The organism is Variovorax sp. TBS-050B, assembly GCF_029893635.1.
Taxonomy (GTDB): Bacteria; Pseudomonadota; Gammaproteobacteria; order Burkholderiales; family Burkholderiaceae_C; genus Variovorax.
In genome coordinates this window covers 2,194,172-2,217,964 of sequence record NZ_JARXYR010000002.1, presented here as the reverse complement: position 1 = coordinate 2,217,964, position 23,793 = coordinate 2,194,172, and the positions used below count along the sequence as shown (strand labels likewise).

Here is a 23,793-nt window from a genome sequence, read left to right as displayed (position 1 = left end):
CCCAACCGGACGGCCCGCATGCAGGACGACGAGCGCTTCCACTTCTACGAGCCCGCGCGCGGCCACGGCCTGCCGCACGATCCCTTCAATGCGATCGTCGGTCCGCGGCCGATCGGCTGGATCTCCTCGCGCGACGCGGCGGGCGTGCTCAACCTCGCGCCCTACAGCTTCTTCAACGGCTTCAACTACACGCCGCCGATCGTGGGCTTCGCGAGCATCGGCGCCAAGGACAGCCTGCGCAACATCCGCGAGACCGGCGAGTTCGGCTGGAACCTCGCGACGCGCGCGCTCGCCGAGCCGATGAACCAGAGCTGCGCCACGGTGCCGCCCGAGGTCGACGAGTTCGCGCTCGCGGGCCTCACGCCCGCGCCTTCGCGCTGCATCGCGGCCCCGCGCGTGGCCGAAAGCCCGGTGTCCTTCGAATGCCGGCTGACCCAGATCGTGCAGCTGCAGGCCGCCGACGGCCGCGCCGTCGAGACCTGGCTGGTGCTCGGCGAGGTGGTGGGCGTGCACATCGCGCGAACGCTGCTGCGCGAGGGCATCTACGACACCGCCGCGGCGCGGCCGATCCTGCGCGGCGGCGGCCCGGCCGACTACTTCGAGATCGGGCCCGACAATCTGTTCAAGATGTACCGGCCGCGCTGACGCGCCCGTCGCCGGACCCACCGACTTTCCATCCTTTTCCTCCAGCATCGCGCACCGCGCCGAATTCCGAGCATGACCGACGCCTCCACCACCGACTCGAAGACGAATGCGCGCAAGCCGCGCGGACCCCGCCCCGACCTCGCCACGCAGTTGCAGCAGCAGCTGCGCGGCGGCGCCGAGACCGCGGAGGCCGGCGACACGGCAGGCGATGCCGCGGCCGAACGCGCGCCGCGCGGCGACGGCCAGGCGCAGCAGCGCAACAACCCGCGCCGCCGGCCGCAGAAGCCTCAGCGTGGCCCGGGCGGCCAGGGCGGCGGCCCGCGCGCGCCCGAGGGCGCAGCGAAGGCGCAGCAGCAGCAACAACAGCCGTCGCAGCCCGAGCGCCCGCAGCGCAAGGTCAACCCGGTGCTCGAACGCCTGTTCGAGCTGCATCCGAAGCTGTTCGGCGCGCGCTTCCTGCCGCTCAAGCTCGGCGTCTACGAGGACCTGCTCGCGCGCCATCCCGATGTCTTCAAGGCCGAGGAGCTCAAGATCGCGATGGGCCAGCATGCGCGCTCCACGCGCTACCTCGAGGCCGTGGCCGCGGGCCACCAGCGCCACGACCTCGACGGCAACCCGGTCGAGCCGGTCGCGCCCGAGCATGTGCACCACGCGATCCTCGAACTGCACCGCCGCCGCTCGCAGCGCACCGGCGAGGACCTGCGGCCGCAGCTCGTGACGCGCATCGCGCGCGCAATCGAGGCCTCGGGCCTGGATCGCGAGGCCTACGCCGTGCTCGTGCGCTCGCGCGACGAGAAGGCCAATGCCGTGGTCGACGAGGCGCTGGCCGAGCTGGCTGCCCAGGCCGCCAAGCGCGAGGCGCTGCTGCGCGCCTTCGAGGCCAGCGGCCGCAGTGAGCAGGAGTTCGCCGACATGTACGGCATGAAGCCCGGCGAGGTCACGCGCACGCTGCAGCGCGCTCGCAAGGAGCGCGAAGCGGCCGCGGCACCGGCGGCAGCGCCCGAGGCACCGGCACCGGCGGCCGAGGACGCCGCGCAATAAAAAAAGCCGCCACCCGGAGGTGGCGGCTTTCGATGCGTCTGCAGCCCGCGTTCAGCGCGCGTTCTGCAGCGCCGCGATGCGCTCCTCGATCGGCGGGTGCGTGGCGAACAGCTTGCCGATGCTGCCCGTGATGCCCATGGCCTCGACGGCCTTGGGCAGCTCGCCGGCCGGCAGGCCGCCGAGGCGCGCGAGCGCATTGACCATCGGCTGGCGGTTGCCCATCAGCGCGGCCGATCCGGCGTCGGCGCGGAATTCGCGCTGGCGCGAGAACCAGGCCACCACCATCGCGGCCGCGAAGCCCAGCACGATGTCGAGCACGATGGTGCTCACGTAGTAGCCGATGCCCGGGCCCGAGGAGCGGTCGTCGCCGCGGCGCAGGAAGCTGTCAACCGCATAGCCGATCACGCGCGAGAGGAACACGACGAAGGTGTTCATCACGCCCTGGATCAGCGTCATCGTGACCATGTCGCCGTTGGCGATGTGCGCCACCTCGTGGCCGATCACGGCCTCGACCTCCTCGCGCGTCATGTTCTGCAGCAGGCCCGTGGAGACCGCCACCAGCGACGAGTTCTTGAACGCGCCGGTCGCGAAGGCATTGGGCTCGCCCTCGAAGATGCCGACCTCGGGCATGCCGATGCCGGCCTTGTCGGCGAACTTGCGCACCGTGCCGACGATCCAGGCCTCGTCGGGCGTCTGGGGGTTGTCGATCATGTGCAGGCCGGTCGTCCACTTCGCCATCGGCTTGCTGATCAGGAGCGAGATGATCGCGCCGCCGAAGCCCATGACCAGCGCGAAGCCGAGCAGCGCCGTGAGGTTCAGCCCGTTGGCGGTCAGGAAGCGGTTGACGCCGAGCAGGCTGGCGACGATGCCGAGCACCGCGACGACCAGCACGTTGGTCAGAACGAACAGAAGGATACGTTTCAAGTTGAATTCTCCGTGGGGGAACGCTGCCGTCTAGATGAGGACCGCCGGGTCCTCTTCAAGCCGTGCCGGGCCCGCCTTCCGCTCGTTGTTGTCTTGGGTTCTCTGGAAGCGGCCTGCGCGGCCGGCTGGCGGGTAGAGCGATGATAGGAGCAAAAGTTCTACGGACCGGGGCGGAAGACCTTCGGATCGTCGTAGAAATCGGCCGCCGCGTTCTGGGCGCACCAACCCGGCACGCCCAGCACCGGCAGCGGCACGAAGGGCTTCTGCGCGAGCCGCTCGGCGTCGAGGGCGGCGGCGATCGATGCGTCGTCGAGCGACGCGCCGGGCGGACGCAGCAGCACATGCGCGGTCGCTCGCCTTGCGCGGCGCGGCGAGCTTCTCGAGCAGTGCATGGCCGAACACCACGAGCCGCGCCTCGCGCCAGAGCGCACGCCGCGCCACGAAGAGCGCATGCCAGTCGCGCGCGCACAGCGCCTGCCAGAGCGCCGCGGGCGCATCGAGCAGCGCGCCGTTCTCGTCGAACAGCGTCAGCGCATCGCGCAGCGGCCCGCGCGTGGCGCCGATGCCGAGGCGGGCGATCTCGGCGGCCTGCAGTTCGTTGAGGCGGCGCTTGGCGTCGGGAAAGACGAGCCACACCAGTCCGTTGAAGAAGTCGTGCAGGTTGTCGCGCGTGGGCACGCTGCGGGTCTGGAAGACGTGCGCCTCATAGGCCCTGTCCGGCGGCAACGCCGACTGCGGCACGAAGGCGGGCGTGCGGCCGGGCGTGGCGAACTGCTGCAGCGCATCGGCGACCGGATCACCGGCCCACACCTTCTGCGCGGCCGCTTCGCCGATCGCGCGGTAGGGCGCGAACCAGGGCTGCGCCCAGTCGATCGCCGCCAGGGTCAAGGCGCGGCGGCCCCGGTCCAGCGGATGCGGTCGGGATGCTGCAGCACCGCGAACTCCGCGGGCAGCTTGTCGAACAGCTTGAGCGAACTGCCGTGCTTGCCGAGCAGCCCCGCCGCACGCAGTGCCTGGGCCGCGTCGTTGAGCGGCACCTCGGCGCCGCTGCGCAGCGCGGGCACGGCCTGCAGGATGAACTCGGCCGCCTCGGAGACCGGCCGGGCCTGCGCCGGCTTGGCTGCGGCCGCCTTGGTGGCCTTGGCGGTCTTGCGGGCCGTCGTTTTCGCGGGCGCCTTGGCCGCGGGCTTCGCGGCGGGCGCGGCATCGGCCTTGGCCGGCGCACGCTTGGCGGCGGCCTTGCGGGCCGGCGCCGTGCGCGGTGCGACCGGCGCACCCTGGTGCCGCAGGTCGGTGAAGGCGTCGTAGACCGCCACGGTCTCCTCGCCCGTCTTGCCCTGCTGGCCGAGGCCGCACACGCGGCAGCCCTTCTCGCGCAGGCGGATCACCAGCGGCGCGAAATCGGAATCGGACGAGACCAGCACCGCCACGTCGGGCCGCTCGGCCATCGCGAGATCGATCGCATCGACCGCCAGCGCGATGTCGGTGCTGTTCTTGCCGGCCGAGAGATTGACCATCGGCCGCACCGACAGCCGCTTGAAGAGCGCCTGCTGCTTGAGCGCCGTCTCGGCATTGCAGTAGGCGCGGCGCACATGCACCGCGCCGTACTCGGCGAGGGTGCGCTGCACGGCCTGCTCGATCACGTCGGCCGAGACGTTGTCGGCATCGATCAGCAGCATCACGCGCAGCGCGGGCGTCATGCGAGCCGCCACGCCAGCGTCTCGCCCCCGCGCAGCGGCTTGAGCGTCGCATCGCCGTAGGGCACGGTCTCGGGCACGGTCCACGCTTCGCGCTTCAGCGTGACGGTGCCGCTGTTGCGCGGCAGGCCGTAGAAGTCGGCGCCGTGGAAGCTCGCGAAGCCTTCGAGCTTGTCGAGCGCGCCCGCGTTGTCGAAGGCTTCGGCATAGAGCTCGATCGCGGTCAGTGCGGTGTAGCAGCCGGCGCAGCCGAGCGCATGCTCCTTCAGGTGCGCCGGATGCGGCGCGCTGTCGGTGCCGAGGAAGAAGCGGTCGCTGCCGCTGGTGGCGGCCTCGACCAGCGCCACGCGGTGCGTCTCGCGCTTGAGCACCGGCAGGCAGTAGTAGTGCGGGCGGATGCCGCCGGTGAAGATGGCGTTGCGGTTGTAGAGCAGGTGGTGCGCCGTGATGGTGGCGGCGGTGAAGCGGCCGGCATCGCGCACGTACTGGGCGCCCTCCTTCGTGGTGAGGTGCTCGAACACCACCTTGAGCTCGGGAAAGTCGCGCCGGAGCGGGATCATCACGCGGTCGATGAAGACCGCCTCGCGGTCGAACAGGTCGACGGCCGGGTCGGTGACCTCGCCGTGCACCAGCAGCAGCAGACCGTGCTTCTGCATCGCCTCGAGCGTCTTGTAGGTGTGGCGGATGTCGGTCACGCCCGCATCGCTGTTGGTGGTGGCGCCGGCGGGATAGAGCTTGAGCGCGCGCACGCCGGCCTCGGCGGCCAGCGCGATCTCCTCGGGCGGCAGCCTGTCGGTCAGGTAGAGCGACATCACGGGCTCGAAGCTGCTGCCCGCGGGCAGCGCGGCGCGGATGCGGTCGCGGTAGGCCACGGCCTGCGCCGCGGTGGTCACGGGCGGGCGCAGGTTGGGCATGATCAGCGCGCGGCCGAACTGGCGCGCGCTGTGCGGCACCACGGCCTCGAGGGCGGCGCCGTCGCGCACGTGCAGGTGCCAGTCGTCCGGCCGGGTGATGGTGAGGGTGTCTGTCATGGGAGGGCGATTGTCGCATCGCCCTCCGACAGCCTCCTAGCGCTGGAAGACGCGGTAGGTGCGCGTGGGCACCTCCTGGATCCACTTGAAGTAGCCGACCGAATAGCGCGCGCCCACGTTCGGCGGGCCAGGGGTCGAGGATGCGCAGCGTGGTGCCGCGGCCGCTCGGGTCGTTGTCGCCGCGGATGCCGACGACCGCGATCATGTGGCCCGGGCTGCCGGTGCCGGCGGCGTACTCGTTCGAGCGCCAGAGCATGTCGAACATCAGCGGGCCGGCGCGCAGCGCGTCGCGCAGCATGCCGACCGTCCAGGAGATCGGCGGCCGCACCGTCAGGCCGTGCGCGGCGGCGTAGCGGCGGCCGCCGGTCATCGCGTCGCCGGTTTCGGAGAAGTTGCGCAGCCCGCCATCGGCGGCGATCAGGTCGGGCGGCGTGCGCGCGACCACGGCCGCCACGGTGCTGCGCGTGATCATCGCGGTGCTCGCGGCCCAGCACTGGGTCGGCGTCGGCTGCGGGATCAGCGAGATCGCATGCAGGATAGGCGCGTGGCCTTCGCTGTCGAAGGCCACGTTCTGCGTGCAGGGGCCGGCCTCGCCGTCCTCCACCAGCCAGTTCGCGGCCTGCAGCCGCACCACGGCAGCGCGCGTGCGCGGGCCGAAGTCGCCGTCGGGCACCAGTGCGGGCGAGGGCACGAGCTTGCGGTTCAACGCCTCCTGCAGGCGGCGCACCGGCTCGCCGCGCGAGCCTTGCTTGAGGACTGTCATCGTGGGTTTCCTGCGTCCGCCATCGGGATCCGGCGGGTGCTCGCATTGTGGAAACCGCCCCCTCGGGCGTAAATCCGCCGGACGGCATAGGCGGGAGGTGCGCGCCGGCTGGCACATGTCGTGCTTGGGGAGCAGGCCCTCATTCAACGGAGTTCCTTGTGAAGCGTGCCGCACCCGTCCCCAGCCCGAAGTCCCTGGCCGCCCTCGCGGCCCTCGCCGTCCTTGTCTTCGCCGCCGCGCCGGCCGCGGCGCAGGAGAAGACGCTGCGCATCGCGATGACCGCGGCCGACATCCCGCGCACGCTGGGCCAGCCCGACCAGGGCTTCGAGGGCAACCGCTTCACCGGCATTCCCATCTACGACGCGCTCACGCAGTGGGACCTCTCGAAGGCCGACGCGCCGAGCGTGCTGATTCCGGGCCTGGCGGCCTCGTGGGCCGTCGATGCCAAGGACAGGACCAAGTGGGTCTTCAAGCTGCGTCCGGGCGTCAAGTTCCACGACGGCTCGGCCTTCAATGCCGACGCCGTGGTCTGGAACGTGCAGAAGGTGCTCGACAAGGACGCGCCCCAGTTCGATCCCAGCCAGGTCGGCGTGACCGCCTCGCGCATGCCCACGCTGCGCAGCGCGCGCAAGATCGACGACCTGACGGTCGAGCTCACGACCAGCGAGCCCGACGCCTTCCTGCCGATCAACCTCACGAACCTGTTCATGGCCTCGCCGGCGCACTGGCAGAAGAAGTTCGATGCGGCCGCCGGCGCCACGCCGGCCGACAAGGCCAAGGCGGCATGGACCGCCTTCGCGGCCGACCCCGCGGGCTCCGGCCCGTTCCGCGTCACGCGCTTCGTCGCGCGCGAACGGCTCGAACTCGCGGCCTACAAGACCTACTGGGACGCGAAGCGGGTGCCGAAGATCGACAAGGTGGTGCTGCTGCCGATGCCCGAGGCCAATGCGCGCACCGCCGCGCTGCTCGGCGGCCAGGTCGACTGGATCGAGGCGCCCGCGCCCGACGCGATGCCGCAGATCACGCAGCGCGGCTTCAAGGTCTACTCGAACGCGCAGCCGCACGTGTGGCCGTGGCAGCTGTCGTTCGCCGAAGGCTCGCCCTGGCTCGACAAGCGCGTGCGCCAGGCCGCCAACCTGTGCATCGACCGCGGCGGCATGAAGCAGCTGCTCGGCGGCATGATGGCCGAGCCCAAGGGCACGGTGCCGCCGGGCCATCCGTGGTGGGGCAACCCGAAGTTCGACATCCGCTACGACGTGAAGGCCGCGCAGGCGCTGATGACGCAGGCCGGCTACTCGGCGGCCAAGCCGATCAAGGTGAAGGTGCAGATTTCGGCCTCGGGTTCGGGCCAGATGCAGCCGCTGCCGATGAACGAGTTCGCGCAGCAGTCGCTCAAGCAGTGCTTCTTCGACGTGGAGTTCGACGTGATCGAATGGAACACGCTCTTCACCAACTGGCGCAAGGGCGCGAAGGACCCGTCGGCCAACGGCGCCAATGCCACCAACGTGAGCTTCGCGGCGATGGACCCGTTCTTCGCGATGGTGCGCTTCGTGAGCACCAAGGCCTTCCCGCCGGTGTCGAACAACTGGGGCTACTACGGCAACGCCGAGGTCGACAAGCTGGTGGCCGATGCGCGCACCAGCTTCGACGACAAGGCGCGCGACGCCGCGCTGGCAAAGCTGCATGCGCACATCGTCGACGACGCGCCCTTCGTCTGGATCGCGCACGACGTGGGCCCGCGCGCGATGTCGGCCAAGGTGAAGAACGTGGTGCAGCCGAAGAGCTGGTTCATCGACATCGCCACGATGTCGATGGACTGAAGCCGCACGCCGCCGCCCGCCCATGCTCGCCTACCTCCTGCGCCGCGTGCTCTATGCCGTGCCGATCATGATCGGCGTGGCGCTCGTGTGCTTCCTGCTGGTGCACATCGCGCCCGGCGATCCGCTGGTGTCGATCCTGCCGCCCGATGCCTCGGCCGAGCTGCAGGCGCAGCTGCGCGAGCTCTACGGCTTCAACCGCTCGCTGCCCGAGCAGTTCGCGATGTGGCTGTGGCGCGCGCTGCACGGCGACCTGGGCGTGTCGATCGCGAGCAACCGCGCGGTGGCGGGCGAGGTGTTCACCGCGGTGGGCAACACGCTGCGGCTCGCGGTGGTGGCCACCTTGATCGGCTTCGTGCTCGGCTGCCTGTTCGGCTTCGTCGCGGGCTACTTCCGCGGCTCGTGGATCGACCGCGCGGCCTCGATGCTCTCGGTGCTCGGCGTGAGCGTGCCGCACTACTGGCTCGGCATGGTGATGGTGATCGTGTTCTCGTCGCAGCTCATGTGGCTGCCGGCCACGGGGGCCGGGCCGGGCGGCTCGAGCGACTGGGCCTGGGACTGGGCGCACCAGCAGTTCCTGGTGCTGCCGGCGCTCACGATGTCGGTGATCCCGATGGGCATCATCGCGCGCACGGTGCGCGCGCTGGTGGCCGAGATCCTCGCGCAGGAATTCATCGTCGGCCTGCGCGCCAAGGGCCTGACGCACTTCGGCGTGTTCCGCCACATGGTGAAGAACGCGGCGCCCACGGCGCTGGCGGTGATGGGGCTGCAGCTGGGCTACCTGCTCGGCGGCTCGATCCTGATCGAGACGGTGTTCTCCTGGCCCGGCACCGGTTTTCTGCTGAATTCCGCCATCTTCCAGCGCGACCTGCCGCTGCTGCAGGGAACCATCCTGGTGCTCGCGCTGTTCTTCGTGGCGCTCAACCTGCTGGTCGACGTGCTGCAGACCCTGCTCGATCCGCGCATCGCGCGGGCCTGAAAGACAAGCCATGTCCGCCCTGCTCGCTCCCGCCATCGCCGCCGCCGCACCCGAACCGCTGCCGGCGCAGCGCTCGCGCGGCTACTGGACCTCGGTGCTGCTGCGCTTCGCGCGCGATCCGGTCGCGATGGGCGCGGCCGTGGTGGTGCTGCTGCTGATCGGGCTGGCGGTCTTCGGGCCCTGGCTCGCGCCGAACGACCCCTACGCCGCGTCGATGCTCAAGCGGCTCAAGCCGATCGGCACGGAAGGCCTGTGGCTGGGCAGCGACGAGCAGGGCCGCGACATGCTCTCGCGGCTGATCGTGGGGGCGCGGCTGTCGCTGTTCATCGGCATCACGCCGGTGGTCTGCGCCTTCGTGCTCGGCACGGTGATCGGGATCGTCGCGGGCTATGCGGGCGGGCTGACCAACACGCTGGTGATGCGGACCATCGACGTGTTCTATGCCTTCCCGTCGGTGCTGCTCGCGATCGCGCTCTCGGGCACGCTGGGCGCGGGGGTGGTCAACTCGCTGATCTCGCTGACCATCGTGTTCGTGCCGCAGATCGCGCGCGTGGCCGAGAGCGTGACGACGCAGGTGCGCACGCGCGACTACGTGGAGGCGGCGCGCGCCTCGGGCGCGAACGCGTTCACGATCGTGCGGGTGCATGTGCTGGGCAACGTGCTCGGGCCGATCTTCGTCTATGCCACGAGCCTGATCGCGGTCTCGATGATCCTGGCCTCGGGCCTCTCGTTCCTGGGCCTGGGCGTGAAGCCGCCGGAGCCCGAATGGGGCCTGATGCTCAACACGCTGCGCACCGCGATCTACGTGCAGCCCTGGGTCGCGGCGCTGCCGGGGGTGATGATCTTCATCACTTCGATCTCCTTCAATCTCCTGTCCGACGGGTTGCGGTCGGCGATGGACAACAAGGGGTAGGCATGGCGTGTGCACTGTCTTGGGGGGCGATCTCGCCGACGGGGTACCTTGCTCCGCGAATGTCCCCCGGCCTTCGGCCTCCTCCTTTATTTCGCTGCGCAAGGCACCCCATCGACGAGATCAGGGCGCCGCAGTCGAACCGCCCGCACGAGCGCCGCGCTCATCGTGCACAGGGCACCGGGTGCTCCCCGCAGCGAAATAAAGGAGGAGGCCGCAGGCCGGGGGACATTCGCGGAGGGGAGTACCCGGTGGCCTGTGCACGCGCCCCGAACCACAGCGCCCCTACAACCAAGGAGCGAAAGAATTGAAAGCACTGGATGACATCGGCGGCCCCGCCCAGCCGCTCCTGACCATCACCGGCCTGGTCAAGCACTTCCCGCTCAAGAAGGATCCGCTCGGCCGCGGCGGCGGCGTGGTGCGCGCGGTCGACGGGGTGGACTTCGAGGTGCTGAAGGGCGAGACGCTCGGCGTGGTCGGCGAATCGGGCTGCGGCAAGTCGACCACCGCGCGGCTTCTGATGCAGCTCATCGAACCGACGCGCGGCGAGGTGGTGTTCGACGGCCGCGAGGTCGGCGGGCGCGACCTGCCGCTCAAGGAGTTTCGCCGCCAGGTGCAGATGGTGTTCCAGGACAGCTACGCCTCGCTGAACCCGCGCCTGACGATCGAGGATTCGATCGCCTTCGGCCCGCAGGTGCACGGCGTGGCGCGGCGCGAATCGGTGGCGCGGGCGCGCGACCTGCTCGCGCGCGTGGGGCTGGAGCCGCGGCGCTTCGCCGAGCGCTATCCGCACGAGCTTTCGGGCGGGCAGCGCCAGCGCGTCAACATCGCGCGCGCACTCGCGCTGCAGCCGCGCATGGTCATCCTCGACGAGGCCGTCTCGGCGCTCGACAAGTCGGTGGAGGCGCAGGTCATCAACCTGCTGCTCGACCTCAAGGCCGAGTTCGGCCTCACCTACGTCTTCATCAGTCACGACCTGCACGTGGTGCGCTACGTGAGCGACCGCGTGATGGTGATGTACCTCGGCCAGGTGGCGGAGATCGGGCCGGCCGATGCGCTCTACGACGACCCGGCGCATCCCTACACCCGCGCGCTGCTGTCGTCCATGCCTTCGATGGACCCCGACCACCGCACCGAGGCGGCCGCGCTCGCCGGCGATCCGCCGAACCCCATCGATCCGCCCGCGGGATGCCGCTTCCATCCGCGCTGCGCGCTGGCGGCGCCGGTGTGCCGCGAGGTGGCGCCGGAGCGCATCGTGACCGGTTCGCGCCATGCGGTGAGCTGCCTGGTGCACGAGGCGGGCAGCGGGCATCCGATGGCGCAGCAACGGAGGCAGGCCGCATGAACGACCACGACGACAGCGCACCGATGGTCCGCCTGCGCGACCTTGGCGTCACCTTCACCGGTGGGCGCAGGCCGGTGCATGCGGTGAACGGCGTGAGCCTCGACCTGCGGCGCGGCGAGGTGGTGGCGCTGATCGGCGAATCGGGCTCGGGCAAGAGCGTGACCCTGCGCACGCTGCTGCGGCTGCATCCGGAGCGCCGCACGCGCATGACCGGGCAGGTGCAGGTGGCCGGGCGCGACGTGCTCGCGATGCCCGCGCGCGCGCTCGACGACTTCCGCGGCAAGGTCGCGTCGATGATCTTCCAGGAGCCGCTGCTCGCTCTCGATCCGGTCTATCCGGTCGGTGCGCAGATCGTCGAGTCGATCCGCCGCCACGACCGCGGCGTCACGGCCGCCGAGGCGCGGCAGCGCGCGCTCGCCCTGTTCGAACGGGTGCGCATCCCGAGCCCCGAGCGGCGCCTCGCGGCCTATCCGCACGAGATGTCGGGCGGCATGCGCCAGCGCGCGATGATCGCGCTCGCGCTGGCCTGCCATCCGCAGCTGCTGCTGGCCGACGAGCCGACCACCGCGCTCGATGCCACGGTGCAGATCCAGATCCTGCTGCTGCTGCGCGAGCTGCAGCGCGACCTCGGGCTCTCGGTGATCTTCGTCACGCACGACATCGGCGCCGCCGTCGAGGTGGCGGACCGCATCGCGGTGATGTATGCGGGCCGCATCGTCGAGGAAGGCAGCGCGCGCGAGCTGATCCGCACGCCGCGCCATCCGTACACCATCGCGCTGCTCAAGAGCCGCGCGCACGGCGCGCTCGCGCGCGGCGCCCGGCTCGAGACCATCGGCGGCGCGCCGCCCGATCTCTCGGCACTGCCGGCGGGCTGCGCCTTCGCCGAGCGCTGCGCCCTCGCCACCGACGCCTGCCGCGCCGCCCAGCCGCCGGCCGTCGAGCTGGCGCCGAACCACCGCGTGCGCTGCATCCGCACCGAGGCCGCGGCCGCCATCGCACCCACGCTCGTCGCCTGAAGCGACCACCAATCCTCCCATCGCCATGCCCCTGCACGACCCCGCGCACGCCTTCGTTCCCTACCCCGACGCACCGGTGCCGCATGCGCCCACCGGGCCGCTGGCCGACCTGAGCTTCGCGGCCAAGGACCTGTTCGACGTGGCCGGCTATCCGACCAGCGGCGGCAGCCCGATCGTGCTCGCGATGTCGGGCATCAAGACGCGCACCGCGCCCACGGTGCAGAAGCTGCTGGATGCCGGCGCGCGCTTCGTCGGCAAGACCGTGACCGACGAGCTGGCCTTCTCCATGAACGGCAACAACGCGCATTTCGGCGCACCGCTCAACGGCGCCGCGAAGGACCGCATCACGGGCGGATCGTCTTCCGGCTCTGCCGCGGCCGTGTCCTGGGGCCTGTGCGACTTCGCGCTCGGCACCGACACCGGCGGCTCGGTGCGCGCGCCGGCCAACCACTGCGGCCTCTACGGCCTGCGGCCCACGCACGGCCGCGTGAGCCTCGAAGGCACGCTCGACCTCGCGCCCAGCCTCGACACCTGCGGCTGGTTCGCGCGTGACGCCGACACCTTCGCGCGCGTGGCCGAGGTGCTGCTCGGCGCCGATGCGGCGCCGCTGCCGGCGCGCGTGCGGCTGCTGCGTCCCGAGGACGCATGGTCGCTCGCCGTGCCCGCCGCCGCGGCCGCGCTCGCCGAGGCCGCGGCGCATGTGCAGGGGGTGCTCGGCGAGGCACAGCGCATGGACGTGGCGCTCGAATCCTTCGACACGATGTACTGGAATTTCCGCTATGTGCAGGCGCACGAGGCCTGGCTCACCGACGGGCCGCTGATCGAGCGCTTCGCGCCGCCGCTCGGCCCGGGCGTGGCCGAGCGCTTCGCCTGGTCGCGCGACGTCACCGAGGCGCAGATCGTCGCGGGCCGCGCCTTTCGCAACGCGTTTCGCACCCACCTCGCGGCGCTGCTCGGCCACGACGGCGTGCTGCTGATGCCGACCATGCCCGACATCGCGCCGCTGCGCAGCGAAAGCGAGGCCGGACTCGAGGACTACCGCAACCGCGCGATCCGCATGCTGTGCATCGCGGGCCTGAGCGGCTTTCCGCAGCTCTCGATGCCGCTCGCGCGGCGCGAGGGTGCGCCCCTCGGCCTCTCGCTGCTCGGCCCCGCGCGCTCGGACCGCTCGCTGGTCGCGCTCGCGCAGCGCATCGCCGCGCGCTAGGGCCCGTCGACGCGCACCGGCACGCGCAGCCGGCACACCTCGCAATCGATCGCGCCCGCGGCGCCGCGCTCGATCACGACGAAATCGCCGGCATCGACCGCCAGCAGCGCGTGATGCCAGGTGCCGGGTGCAAGCACCACGCCCTGCTGGCCGTCGGTCGCGAAGGCGGCAAGCTCGCCGGCGCCCGCGGGTGCAGCGCCCGCGCGCGCCACCACGATCACGAAGCGCCGCATGCCCAGCGGCACGAAGGCCTGGCTGCCGAGCGCATGCCGCTCCAGCTCGGCGACCTCGTGCGGAAAGCGCCGGGCCTGGGCGCGGAACAACGCGAGCATCGGGCGGCCGCCGCCGGCATCGAGCCGCAGGTCGGACAGCAGGTCGAAGCGCCGCGCGTTGCCGCCGTTGATCGCGCGGCCCTCGGCGCCTTCGGGCACGGCGATCACGGTGCCGAAGGGCGCGAAGGCCTGCGGCGTCAGCGGCCGTGGCGCGAGCATGGTGGCGGCGCCGCCGGTGGAAGCAGCAACATCGTGTGTCATGCGGCGATCGCAGCAGAAACCGTGCCGCGCGCGAGCGCGAGCTCGTCGCGCCAGCGCGCACAGGCGGCCTCGCGTTCGCCCTCGGGCAGCCGCAGCAGCGCCGACGGATGCAGCGTGACGAACACCGGCCGGCCGTCGGCGCGCTCGTGCAGCCAGGCGCCGCGCTCGGCCTGCACCGCCACCGGCCGGCCGAGCAGCGTTCGCGCGGCCGTGGCGCCGAGCGCGACCAGCGCCTGCGGCTGCACGAGGGCGATCTCGTGCTCGAGCCAGTGCGCGCAGGCCTCGGCCTCGCGCTGGCCCGCGGTCTTGTGGATGCGGCGCTTGCCGCGCAGTTCGTACTTGAAGTGCTTGACCGCATTGGCGAGGTAGACGCCCTCGCGCGCCCAGCCGAGCTGCGCCATCGCGCGGTCGAGCAGCTGGCCGGCCGGACCGACGAAAGGACGGCCGGCCAGGTCTTCCTGGTCGCCCGGCTGTTCGCCGACGAGCATGTGGCTTGGCGCGTGCGGCCCCTCGCCGCAGACCGCCTGCGTGGCGAGTGCGCCGATCGGGCAGGCGCGGCAGGCGTGCGCGGCGGCCCGCAGTTCGTCGAGGCTCGCGGGCGCGGCGCCTTGGGCAGGCAGCGGATGCAGCGCGATCGGCGCGCGGATGCGCCGCGCTGGCGTGGCCGGCGCATCGATCATGGCCTGGCTGCGCGCCGCGGCGGCCTCGGCCAGCGGCTGGATCAGCGCGGCCTCGGGCAGGTTGTGCCAGTAGCGCCGCGGCATCTCGCGCCGCATCATCGCGATCTTGAGCCGCGCGGGATTGAAGATGTGCTCGTAGTAGGTGAGCCAGAGCCGCTCGCCGGCATCGGGCGGCGGGCGCTCGGCGCGGTCGGCGCCCTCGCGGAAGGCCAGCGCGCGGCCGTCCCATTCGACACAACGCCCGGGCGTGAGGATGGCCCAGCGCATCTGCGCGAAGCGGCGCGCGAAGAAGGGCGCATTGGCCTCGACGATGCGGTGCGCGGGCTCGAACCAGGCCACGTGGCGCTCGAGGCCGTCCGCATCGACCACGCGCGTGAAGCGCACGAAGGCGCGCATCTTGTGGATGTCGTGGTGCACCGCCTTGGCCATGCGGCGCGCGCGCAGCATCTCGGCATCGAGCGGATCGTGGCGCAGCGCGGGCTCGTGCGCGAGGCGCCACAGCAGGCGGTAGAGCAGGTCGAAGCGCTGCGCCTCGCGGTGCAGGATCACGTCGGCGCACAGCGCGAGGAAGGACGCGGGCACGGACGGCTGCCGCGCGCCGGCCGCCGCGGGGGCTGCGGTTTCGGCGCCGCAGGCCGCCTCGCCGAACAGGCCGTCCGCGCCGGCCTCGATCCATTCGACCTCGCCGGGCGGCACGCCGCGCGCGAGCAGTTGCCGCGCATGACGGCGGAAGGCATCGAGGTCGACCGGGTCGCCGAGCCGCACGCGCATGCCGCGCCCCTTCAGAACAGCGCGGCCTGCGCCGGCCGTGCCGCGGGCGCGGCGGCGGCCGCCGCCTGCGCCATGGCCGAGGCCGCGGGCCGGTGCCCGTCGGCCACCACGAAGGGCAGCACCTTGCGCGCGGGCACATGCAGCCGGCGCAGGTCGTCGGCACGCACCCGCCGCACGCGGCGCGCCTGCAGCAGCCGCTCGACCGCCTTCACGCCCAGGCCCGGCACGCGCAGCAGCATCTCGCGCGGCGCATGGTTCAGGTCGACCGGAAAGCGCTCGGCATGCGCGAGCGCCCAGGCCATCTTGGGATCGACGTCGAGCCGCAGCAGCCCGTCGGGCGCGGCCACGATCTCCTCGTGGCCGAAGCCGTAGAAGCGCATCAGCCAGTCGGCCTGGTAGAGCCGGTGCTCGCGCAGCAGTGGCGGCGCGGCGAGCGGCAGCGCGCGCGCGGCGTCGGGAATGGGGCTGAAGGCCGAGTAGTAGACGCGGCGCAGCCGGTAGGCGCCGTAGAGCGTGGCGCTGGTCGCGAGGATGCCGCGGTCGTCGGTGGCATCGGCGCCCACGATCATCTGCGTGCTCTGGCCCGCGGGCGCGAAGGGCGGCGGCCTGGCCGGCGCGGGCGTGGCGCCGGGCAGCGCGCGGATCGGCACCACGCGGCGCGCCTCCTCGCGCGTGTGGTCGATCGCCAGCCGCAGCCGCGCCATCGAGCGCCGGATCGCGCTCTCGTCCTTCTCGGGCGCGAGCGCCTGCAGGCCGGCGCTGGTGGGCATCTCGACGTTGATGCTGAGCCGGTCGGCGTAGCGGCCGGCGCGCGCGATCAGCTCGTCGCTCGCGTCGGGAATGGTCTTCAGATGGATGTAGCCGCGGAAGTCGTGGTCCTCGCGCAGCGCGCGCGCGACCTCGACCACCTGCTCCATCGTGTGGTCGGGCGACTTGACGATGCCGCTCGACAGGAACAGGCCCTCGATGCAGTTGCGCCGGTAGAAGTCGAGCGTGAGCTGCACCACCTCCTCGGCGCGGAAGCGTGCGCGCGGCACGTTGCTCGAGGCGCGGTTGACGCAGTAGAGGCAGTCGTACTGGCAGTGGTTGGTGAGCAGCACCTTGAGCAGCGAGATGCAGCGGCCGTCGGGCGCGAAGCTGTGGCAGATGCCCATGCCCTCGGTGGAGCCGATGCCGCGCCCGCCCACCGAGTCGCGCGGCTGCGAGCCGCTCGACGCGCAGGAGGCGTCGTACTTGGCGGCGTCCGCAAGGATGGCGAGTTTGCGCTGGAGGTCCATGGGCGGGAGCGGAAATACTGGATGAATATACAGTTATTTCCGGCCTGTGTCCGCCAGAGACCGTGCGGATTTCCAGACTTCCGCCGCGCGGGCCGTGCGGTTTTCCAGCCCGCCGCGCGCGGGAAAACCACGAGCCGCGCCGGCGATCCCTTTTGAAATCAAGCACTTGCGCGTGCCGCCCGCCATGGCACATCGGTTGCTATCAGGGGCGCCCGGCATCCACAACAAAACGGAGACATTCGCAATGAGCAGTTCGAAACCGACGGCGCGCCTGCGCGCCACACCGGCCCGTGTCAGCACCCTGCTGGCCGCCCTGATCCTGAGCGCCTGCGGCGGCGGAAGCGGCGGCGGTGGCGGCGGTGGCTTCTTCCCGCCGGTGTCGGGCGGCCCTGGCGCCCCCGGCAACCCGGACCCGGGCAACCCGAACAACCCGCCGCCCGGCAACCCCGACCCGGGCACGCCGCCCGGGCCGCCCGAGGCCACGCTCAAGCTGGGCGTGCTGTCCTCCTCGCCGCAGCTCGTGAGCGGCGACGACGCGCTGGTCGAGATCGAGCTGCTGCGCGACCGGCCGATCGAGTCGCTGTCGGTCACGCTCGACGGCCGCGACCTGACCGCCGCCTTCGTGCGCCATCCCGAGACCGGCCGCCTGCTCGGCAAGGTCACGGGCCTGAAGGAAGGCGCGAACGAGGTGGTCGCGAAGTTCGGCGGCTACAGCGCGAAGCTCGCGCTCACGGCCTACCCGGTCACCGGCCCGGTGATCTCGGGCCCGCACGAGCAGCCCTTCGTCTGCGGCTACGCCACCTTCACGCGCATGGGCGGGCAGGTGCTCACGCCGCTGGACGACGGCAAGTGCTCGGTGCAGACGCGGGTGGACTACTACTACCGCACCACCACCGGCAGCAACACGCGCTTCGAGCCCGCGAGCCTCACGGCCTACCCGGCCAACATGGCCTACCTGACGATCGACGGCAAGCAGGTGCCCTACGTGGTGCGGCTCGAGAGCGGCACCATCAACCGCGGCCTCTACCAGTCGGCGATCCTGCACGACGTGCTCAACGAGCCCGCGCCCTCGCCCACCTACCGCACCGCGGGCTGGAAGGGCGGCCTGATCTATCCGCTCGGCGGCGGCTGCCAGGGCGGCTGGTTCCAGCAGGGCAACGACTTCGCGACGCTGATCAACCCGATCTACCAGAGCCGCGGCCTCGCGGTGACGACCTCGACGCTCAACGTCTTCGGCACCAACTGCAACGACCAGCTCTCCTCCGAGACCATCGCGATGGTCAAGGAGCGCTTCATCGAGAACTTCGGCGCGCCCACCTACACCATCGGCACCGGCGGCTCGGGCGGCTCCTACCAGAGCCACCAGACCAGCGACAACTATCCCGGCCTGTTCGACGGCGTGGTGGTGAGCCAGGTGTTCGCCGACGTGACCTCGTCGACCATCTTCAAGCTGCACGACTCGCGCGTGCTCAACAACTACTTCAACGACCCGGCCACGACGGCGCTCAACTACACGACGGCCGAGAAGCAGGCGATCTCGGGCTACCTGCAGATCGGCAACATCGCGAACATGAGCAACAGCGCGAACCGGCTCGATCCCACGGTGTCCTTCCCCGCGGGCGTGCCGGTGGAGCAGCGCTACAACCCGCTCACCAACCCGACCGGCGCGCGCGCCACGGTGTTCGACCACACCGTCAACGTCTACGGCAAGACCGAGGCCGAGGGCTTCGCGCTCCGGCCGATCGACAACGTGGGCATCCAGTACGGCCTCAATGCGCTCAACGAGGGCAAGCTGTCGATCGACAAGTTCCTCGACCTCAACGAGCGCATCGGCGGCGTGGACCGCGACATGAAGCGCACCGCGACGCGCACCGTGGGCGACCTCGACGCGCTGCGCCGTGCCTACCAGTCGGGCCGCATCGTCAACGGCGGCGGCGGGCTCGCCGCGACGGCGGTCATCGACCTGCGCGACTACAACGACGGCGCGGTGGGCGGCGACATCCACACCAAGATCCATTCGTTCTCGATGCGCGAGCGGCTGCGCCGCGCCAACGGCCACATCGACAACCACGTGATCTGGACCATGGGCGGCGGCACCGCCGCGGCCTACGACCAGATGATCCTCTGGCTCACCGCGGTCAAGGCCGACGGCTCCGCACGCACGCCGGCGCAGAAGGTCGCGGCCAACCGCCCGGCCGACCTGAGGGACGCCTGCTGGAACAACGGCCTGAAGTACGTGGAGGAGCAGACCGCCTTCGGCACCGGCGCCTGCAACACCTTCTACCCGGCCGGCACCACGCCGCGCATGGCCGCGGGCGGCCCGCTGGTGGACGACATCGCCAAGTGCCAGCTCAAGCCGCTGAACCCGTCGGACTACCGCGTGATCTTCACGCCGACCCAGTGGGCGCGGCTGACCGCCGCCTTCCCCGACGGCGTGTGCGACTGGACCAAGCCGGGCGTGGGCCAGCAGCCGCTCGCCGGCACCTGGCTCTCGTTCGGCCCCTCGCCCGTGAACCTGCTGTTCGACATCACGAAGAAGCTGGTCTCCAGCTTCCTCTGACCGCCCCGCGCGGGTGCCGGTGCGCCGGCCCCGCGCCTCATTTCCCTGGAGTGAATCTTGAAAGCATCCATGAAGACAAGCCTCGCGCTCGCCGCCGCGCTCTGCACCGCCTCGCTGGCCGCGCAGGCGCAGGACTTCCCGGCCGGCAAGCCGATCACCATCGTCGTGCCCTTCGCGGCCGGCGGCCCGACCGACCGCGTGGCGCGCGACCTGGCCGAAGCCATGCGCAAGCCGCTCGACGGCGTGAGCATCGTGATCGACAACGCCGCCGGCGCCGGCAGCACCATCGGCAACGCCAAGGTGGCGCGCGCCAAGGCCGACGGCTACACCCTGCTGCTCACGCACGTGGGCATGGCGACCACGCCGGTGCTCTACCGCAAGCTGCCCTACGACTACGAGACCGACTTCGAGTACCTGGGCCTGATCAACGACGTGCCGATGACCGTGATCGGCAAGCCCACGCTGGCCGCCGGCAGCTTCAAGGAGCTGCGCGCCTGGATCGCCGCCAACCCGGGCAAGACCAACCTCGGCAACGCCGGCATCGGCTCGGCCTCGCACCTGTGCGGCCTGCTGCTGCAGAGCGAACTCAAGGCCGAGATGACCACCGTGCCCTACAAGGGCACCGCGCCCGCGATCGCCGACCTGATCGGCGGCCAGATCGACCTGCTGTGCGACCAGACCACGAACACCACCGGGCAGATCGAGGCGAAGAAGGTCAAGGCCTACGGCGTGACCACGCTCAAGCGCCTCGGCACGCCGGCGCTGAAGGACCTGCCCACGCTCGACGAATCGGGGCTGAAGAACTTCCAGGTCACCATCTGGCACGGCCTCTATGCGCCCAAGGGCACGCCCGCGCCGGTGCTGAAGAAGCTCAACGAGGCGCTCAAGGTCGCGCTCAAGGACCCGGAGTTCATCAAGAAGGAGGAAGGGCTGGGCGCGGTGGTGGTGGCGGACAGGCGGGTCGAGCCGGCCGAGCACAAGAAGTTCGTGCAGGCCGAGGTGGCGCGCTTCGGGCCCGTCATCAAGGCCGCCGGCGTGTACGCCGACTGATGACCGCGCGGCGTCCGCCGGTCCGTCGCACCGGCGACAGGAAGGGTAATTCCGCCTCCGCGCGGCGGGCGGGCCTGACTACGATCGGGACCCTCCCATGCAGACCACCGGCAGACCGCCGATTCCCGATCCCGTGCCATGGCTCCTCAGGGCAGGCCGCGCCATGCTGAAGCTCTTCGCGCCCTACCGGCCCGGCTTCGCGGGCACGCCGGGCGACCTGCGCGACCAGGCGGTGCTCGCGCGCCTGCACGGCGGCGATGCGCCGGCCGCGGGCACGGCGCAGCTCTCGCGCTGGCGCCGCTGGGCCGCCGTCGGCGTGTGGCTGTGCCTGATCGGCGCCGGCGGCGCGCTCGCCTACCTGGTGGGCGAGCGCGCGGGCATCCGCTCGCTGCAGCAGGGCACGCTGCACCGTCTCGACATCTACTCGACCAGCCTGCGCAGCGAACTGAGCCGCTACGAGTACCTGCCGCAGGTGCTGTCGCTGAGCCCCGACGTGCTGGACCTGCTGCGCAGCCCCGCGGACAGCAGCCTGCAGTTCAACGCCAATGTCTACCTCGAGACCGTCAACGCCCATGCGCAGGCCTCGGCCCTGTACGTGATGGACGCCGCGGGCCTCACGCTGGCCGCGAGCAACTGGAACCAGGCCGGCAGCTTCGTGGCGATGAACTTCTCGTACCGGCCCTACTTCCAGGACGCGCTGCGCGGCGTGCCCGGGCGCTTCTACGGCATCGGCACCGTGAGCCGCGAACCCGGCTACTACTTCTCCTACGGCATCCAGGACGGCGCGCGTCAGCTCGGCGTGGCGACCGTGAAGGTCAACCTCGACAAGCTCGACGCCACCTGGTCGCATTCGGCCGACAAGGTGCTCGCGGTGGACGGCAACGGCGTGGTGTTCCTCTCGTCCGACCCGGGCTGGAAGTTCCGCGCGCTGCGTCCGCTGTCGAGCGAGACGCTGCAGCAGCTCGCGCAGACGCGGCAGTACACCGAGGCCGGCGCGCTCACCCCGATCGACATGCGCGAGCACAAGCCGCTGTCGGGCGGCGACGGCACCGTGGTACAGCTCAGCGCGGGCGAGGCGCTGCGCCAAGCGGCGGGCGAACCCTTCGGCCCCGACTACCTGCTCGACAGCCGGCCGGTGGACGGCACCGACTGGAAGCTCATCATGCTGTCGGACATGAAGCCGGTGCATGCGCTCGCGCGCACCAGCGCCGTGGCCACCGTGTTCGCGCTGGTCTTCCTCACGCTGCTGGTGCTGTACCTGCAGCAGCGCCGCCGCATCGTGCACCAGCGGCTCGCGGCGCGCGAGGCGCTGCAGGGCGCCTACGACGAACTCGAGCACAAGGTGCAGTTGCGCACCGAGGCGCTGAGCGAAGCCAACCACCACTTGCAGACCGAGATCGCCGAGCGCAAGCGCGCCGAGGAGATCCTCAAGAACACGCTCGACGACCTGGTGCAGACCGGCAAGATGGCGGTGCTCGGCCAGATGTCGGCCGGCATCACGCACGAGCTCAACCAGCCGCTGACCGCGCTGCGCACGCTGTCGGCCAACGCGGTGGTGTTCCTCGAGCGCGGCGCCTTCGAGCAGGTCGACCTGAACCTGCGCACCATCTGCCAATTGACCGACCGCATGGGCCAGATCACCGCGCAGCTCAAGAAGTTCGCGCGCCGCTCGGCGGTGTCGCTGCGCTCGGTCGCGCTGGCCGACGTGATCGCCGACGCCGCTCTTCCTGCTCGACCAGCGCATCCGCCAGGAGCGCATCCAGCTCGAGCAGGCGATCGAGCCGCATCTCTATGCGCTGTGCGAGAGCAACCGGCTGGAGCAGGTGCTCGTCAACCTGCTCGCCAATGCCTTCGACGCCACCGCCGCCGGCGGCGCGGCCGTGCGCCGGGTGCGCATCGTGGCGCGCCGCACGCCCGAGGGCACGCTGATCGAGGTGCACGACAACGGCGGCGGCATCGCGCCCGAGGTGATGCCGCGCCTCTTCGAGCCCTTCTTCACCACCAAGGAGCAGGGCCTCGGGCTCGGCCTCGGCCTCGCGATCTCGGCCGGCATCGTGCGCGACTTCGGCGGCCTGCTGCGCGCGGGCGAGAGCGAGCTCGGCGGCGCCGCCTTCATCGTCACCTTGCGCAACGGACCGCGCGGAGCAATCCCCCATGGCTGAAACCCAAGAGCTCGAAGTGCTGTTCGTCGAGGACGACCCCGCGGTGCGCATGGGCAGCACGCAGGCGCTGCAGCTCGCGGGCCTGCGCGTGTCGGGCTTCGGCTCGGCCGAGCAGGTGATGCCGCGGCTCGCGCCGGGCTTTGCGGGCGTGCTGGTCACCGACGTCAAGCTGCCGGGCATGGACGGCCTCGCGCTACTGTCGCAGGCGCTCGCGATCGACGCCACGCTGCCGGTGATCCTCGTCACCGGCCACGGCGACATCACGATGGCGGTACAGGCCATGCGCCTGGGCGCCTACGACTTCATCGAGAAGCCGTTCTCGCCCGAGGAACTGGCCGAGGTGGTGCAGCGTGCGCTCGACAAGCGCGCGCTCTGCCTCGAGGTCGACCTGCTGCGCCGCAAGCTCGCGAGCTACGACTCGATCGAGGCCAAGCTGATCGGCCGCTCGTCGGCGATGCAGCGGCTGCGCCGGCTGGTGCTCGACGTCGCGACCACCGACGCCGACGTGCTGATCCTCGGCGAGACCGGCACCGGCAAGGAGCTGGTCGCGCGCTGCCTGCACGACCACGGCCGCCGGCGCGAGGGCCAGTTCGCGGCCATCAACTGCGGCGGCATGCCCGAGGCGCTGTTCGAGAGCGAGATGTTCGGCCACGAGGCCGGCGCCTTCACCGGCGCGGCCAAGCGCCGCATCGGCAAGATCGAGCATGCGCGCGGCGGCACCCTGTTCCTCGACGAGATCGAGACCATGCCGATGAACCTGCAGGTCAAGATGCTGCGCGCGCTGCAGGAGCGCCAGTACGAACGCCTGGGCTCCAACGAGCTGCGGCCGATGGACAGCCGCGTGGTCGCCGCCACCAAGGCCGACCTGCTCGAAGCCGCGCGCGAGAAGAAGTTCCGCGACGACCTCTACTACCGCCTCAGCGTAGTGGTGCTGCGCCTGCCGCCATTGCGCGACCGGCGCGAGGACATCCCGCTGCTGTTCACCCACTTCGCGATGCAGGCCGCGCTGCGCCACGAGCGCGCGCTGCCCGCCGTCACGCCGCGCCATCTGCAGGCGCTGATGGCGCATGCCTGGCCCGGCAACGTGCGCGAGCTGCGCAACATCGCCGACCGCTTCGTGATCGGCCTGTGGGACGGCGACGAGGGCGTGCAGCGCACCGCGGAAGGCGCCTCGCGCCCGCTCGACGAGCAGATGGCGCAGTTCGAGCGCTACCTGATCCAGGAGGCGCTCGAGGCCTGCGGCGGCAGCGCGGCCGCGGCGGCCGAGCGGCTCGGGCTGCCGCGCAAGACGCTCTACGACAAGATGCGGCGGCTGGGCCCGCTCGATGCGCCGGCCGCCGAGCACGCCCCGGGGCGCGCGTTGCGCAGCGCCTGAGCCGCGGGCC

The 23,793-nt window shown here is 71.4% G+C and carries 19 protein-coding genes and 2 pseudogenes; 14 read left to right on the top strand and 7 right to left on the bottom strand.

The genetic code is table 11. The features are described from left to right. Nucleotides 1–18: 18 nt before the first annotated feature. The gene (locus M2165_RS13340) at nt 19–645 is read left to right on the top strand and encodes a flavin reductase family protein (protein WP_280815099.1); all 627 of its coding nucleotides are present in this window, start codon (nt 19–21) and stop codon (nt 643–645) included. Between the two features lie 72 nt (nt 646–717). Continuing rightward, nucleotides 718–1,686 carry a ProQ/FINO family protein gene (locus M2165_RS13335; RefSeq protein WP_280815098.1) on the top strand — a complete coding sequence of 323 codons (969 nt, stop codon included), beginning with the start codon at nt 718–720 and terminating at the stop codon, nt 1,684–1,686. A gap of 51 nt (nt 1,687–1,737) precedes the next feature. On the opposite strand, the gene htpX is transcribed toward M2165_RS13335, so the two are convergent. The 4 genes and pseudogenes from htpX to pyrC all read right to left on the bottom strand — a co-directional run bounded on the left by htpX (nt 1,738) and on the right by pyrC (nt 5,338). After that, nucleotides 1,738–2,610 carry a protease HtpX gene (htpX, locus tag M2165_RS13330; protein ID WP_280815097.1) on the bottom strand — a complete coding sequence of 291 codons (873 nt, stop codon included), beginning with the start codon at nt 2,608–2,610 and terminating at the stop codon, nt 1,738–1,740. Between the two features lie 158 nt (nt 2,611–2,768). Next, nucleotides 2,769–3,351 (bottom strand): annotated as a pseudogene (locus tag M2165_RS13325) (DUF3025 domain-containing protein). Nucleotides 3,352–3,494: 143 nt separating this feature from the next. Beyond that, nucleotides 3,495–4,310: an NYN domain-containing protein gene (locus M2165_RS13320; RefSeq protein WP_280815096.1), complete on the bottom strand. Its 816-nt coding sequence runs from the start codon at nt 4,308–4,310 to the stop codon at nt 3,495–3,497. Next, nucleotides 4,307–5,338, bottom strand: a complete 1,032-nt coding sequence (pyrC, locus tag M2165_RS13315) for a dihydroorotase (protein ID WP_280815095.1) — start codon at nt 5,336–5,338, stop codon at nt 4,307–4,309. The genes M2165_RS13320 and pyrC overlap by 4 nt, the downstream gene beginning before the upstream one ends. A gap of 185 nt (nt 5,339–5,523) precedes the next feature. Here pyrC and M2165_RS13310 point away from each other — a divergent pair, with 185 nt between their 5' ends. From M2165_RS13310 to M2165_RS13280, 7 genes are all read left to right on the top strand, one after another. Further along, the gene (locus tag M2165_RS13310; protein WP_280815094.1) at nt 5,524–5,691 is read left to right on the top strand and encodes a hypothetical protein; all 168 of its coding nucleotides are present in this window, start codon (nt 5,524–5,526) and stop codon (nt 5,689–5,691) included. A 568-nt stretch (nt 5,692–6,259) separates the two neighbouring features. Then, nucleotides 6,260–7,921, top strand: coding sequence for an ABC transporter substrate-binding protein (locus M2165_RS13305; RefSeq protein ID WP_280815093.1), 1,662 nt, complete (start codon nt 6,260–6,262; stop codon nt 7,919–7,921). Nucleotides 7,922–7,943: 22 nt separating this feature from the next. Then, nucleotides 7,944–8,897, top strand: coding sequence for an ABC transporter permease (locus M2165_RS13300; RefSeq protein WP_280815092.1), 954 nt, complete (start codon nt 7,944–7,946; stop codon nt 8,895–8,897). Nucleotides 8,898–8,907: 10 nt separating this feature from the next. Next, on the top strand, nt 8,908–9,810 hold the full coding sequence (locus M2165_RS13295; protein ID WP_280815091.1) for an ABC transporter permease: 903 nt from the start codon (nt 8,908–8,910) through the stop codon (nt 9,808–9,810). Between the two features lie 304 nt (nt 9,811–10,114). Beyond that, complete coding sequence (locus M2165_RS13290; protein ID WP_280815090.1) at nt 10,115–11,152, top strand: ABC transporter ATP-binding protein; 1,038 nt, start codon at nt 10,115–10,117, stop codon at nt 11,150–11,152. Continuing rightward, entirely contained in the window at nt 11,149–12,168 is a 1,020-nt protein-coding gene (locus M2165_RS13285; RefSeq protein WP_280815089.1) for an ABC transporter ATP-binding protein, read from the top strand. The genes M2165_RS13290 and M2165_RS13285 overlap by 4 nt, the downstream gene beginning before the upstream one ends. A 25-nt stretch (nt 12,169–12,193) precedes the next feature. Continuing rightward, nucleotides 12,194–13,375, top strand: a complete 1,182-nt coding sequence (locus tag M2165_RS13280; protein ID WP_280815088.1) for an amidase — start codon at nt 12,194–12,196, stop codon at nt 13,373–13,375. On the opposite strand, the gene M2165_RS13275 is transcribed toward M2165_RS13280, so the two are convergent. The 3 genes from M2165_RS13275 to M2165_RS13265 are packed head-to-tail and all read right to left on the bottom strand — an operon-like array spanning nt 13,372 to nt 16,636. Beyond that, nucleotides 13,372–13,908: an ureidoglycolate lyase gene (locus M2165_RS13275; protein ID WP_280815087.1), complete on the bottom strand. Its 537-nt coding sequence runs from the start codon at nt 13,906–13,908 to the stop codon at nt 13,372–13,374. The two genes, M2165_RS13280 and M2165_RS13275, sit on opposite strands and share 4 nt — an antisense overlap. Continuing rightward, complete coding sequence (locus tag M2165_RS13270; protein ID WP_280815086.1) at nt 13,905–15,359, bottom strand: UdgX family uracil-DNA binding protein; 1,455 nt, start codon at nt 15,357–15,359, stop codon at nt 13,905–13,907. The genes M2165_RS13275 and M2165_RS13270 overlap by 4 nt, the downstream gene beginning before the upstream one ends. Nucleotides 15,360–15,370: 11 nt before the next feature. Further along, on the bottom strand, nt 15,371–16,636 hold the full coding sequence (locus tag M2165_RS13265; RefSeq protein ID WP_280815085.1) for a putative DNA modification/repair radical SAM protein: 1,266 nt from the start codon (nt 16,634–16,636) through the stop codon (nt 15,371–15,373). 244 nt (nt 16,637–16,880) lie between these two features. Between M2165_RS13265 and M2165_RS13260 the strand changes: the two genes are divergently transcribed. The 5 genes and pseudogenes from M2165_RS13260 to M2165_RS13240 all read left to right on the top strand — a co-directional run bounded on the left by M2165_RS13260 (nt 16,881) and on the right by M2165_RS13240 (nt 23,783). Further along, nucleotides 16,881–19,196, top strand: coding sequence for a DUF6351 family protein (locus M2165_RS13260; RefSeq protein WP_280815084.1), 2,316 nt, complete (start codon nt 16,881–16,883; stop codon nt 19,194–19,196). 69 nt (nt 19,197–19,265) lie between these two features. Continuing rightward, nucleotides 19,266–20,246 (top strand): tripartite tricarboxylate transporter substrate-binding protein, encoded by a 981-nt coding sequence (locus M2165_RS13255; RefSeq protein WP_280815083.1) that lies wholly within the window; start codon nt 19,266–19,268, stop codon nt 20,244–20,246. Between the two features lie 97 nt (nt 20,247–20,343). Further along, nucleotides 20,344–21,903, top strand: a pseudogene (locus M2165_RS26115) (two-component sensor histidine kinase); the annotation flags it as partial. Between the two features lie 166 nt (nt 21,904–22,069). Next, on the top strand, nt 22,070–22,408 hold the full coding sequence (locus M2165_RS13245; RefSeq protein ID WP_280817532.1) for an ATP-binding protein: 339 nt from the start codon (nt 22,070–22,072) through the stop codon (nt 22,406–22,408). Then, entirely contained in the window at nt 22,401–23,783 is a 1,383-nt protein-coding gene (locus M2165_RS13240; RefSeq protein WP_280815082.1) for a sigma-54 dependent transcriptional regulator, read from the top strand. The genes M2165_RS13245 and M2165_RS13240 overlap by 8 nt, the downstream gene beginning before the upstream one ends. Nucleotides 23,784–23,793: the final 10 nt, after the last annotated feature.

Coding starts and splice junctions, on each gene's coding strand:
- M2165_RS13310 (WP_280815094.1), top strand. CDS start 5,524: ATGCCGACGACCGCGATCATGTGGCCCGGGCTGCCGGTGCCGGCGGCG.
- M2165_RS13285 (WP_280815089.1), top strand. CDS start 11,149: ATGAACGACCACGACGACAGCGCACCGATGGTCCGCCTGCGCGACCTT.
- M2165_RS13340 (WP_280815099.1), top strand. CDS start 19: ATGCAGGACGACGAGCGCTTCCACTTCTACGAGCCCGCGCGCGGCCAC.
- M2165_RS13275 (WP_280815087.1), bottom strand. CDS start 13,908: ATGACACACGATGTTGCTGCTTCCACCGGCGGCGCCGCCACCATGCTC.
- pyrC (WP_280815095.1), bottom strand. CDS start 5,338: ATGACAGACACCCTCACCATCACCCGGCCGGACGACTGGCACCTGCAC.
- M2165_RS13240 (WP_280815082.1), top strand. CDS start 22,401: ATGGCTGAAACCCAAGAGCTCGAAGTGCTGTTCGTCGAGGACGACCCC.
- M2165_RS13300 (WP_280815092.1), top strand. CDS start 7,944: ATGCTCGCCTACCTCCTGCGCCGCGTGCTCTATGCCGTGCCGATCATG.
- M2165_RS13270 (WP_280815086.1), bottom strand. CDS start 15,359: ATGCGCGTGCGGCTCGGCGACCCGGTCGACCTCGATGCCTTCCGCCGT.
- M2165_RS13255 (WP_280815083.1), top strand. CDS start 19,266: ATGAAGACAAGCCTCGCGCTCGCCGCCGCGCTCTGCACCGCCTCGCTG.
- M2165_RS13320 (WP_280815096.1), bottom strand. CDS start 4,310: ATGACGCCCGCGCTGCGCGTGATGCTGCTGATCGATGCCGACAACGTC.
- M2165_RS13280 (WP_280815088.1), top strand. CDS start 12,194: ATGCCCCTGCACGACCCCGCGCACGCCTTCGTTCCCTACCCCGACGCA.
- M2165_RS13295 (WP_280815091.1), top strand. CDS start 8,908: ATGTCCGCCCTGCTCGCTCCCGCCATCGCCGCCGCCGCACCCGAACCG.
- M2165_RS13265 (WP_280815085.1), bottom strand. CDS start 16,636: ATGGACCTCCAGCGCAAACTCGCCATCCTTGCGGACGCCGCCAAGTAC.
- M2165_RS13335 (WP_280815098.1), top strand. CDS start 718: ATGACCGACGCCTCCACCACCGACTCGAAGACGAATGCGCGCAAGCCG.
- M2165_RS13260 (WP_280815084.1), top strand. CDS start 16,881: ATGAGCAGTTCGAAACCGACGGCGCGCCTGCGCGCCACACCGGCCCGT.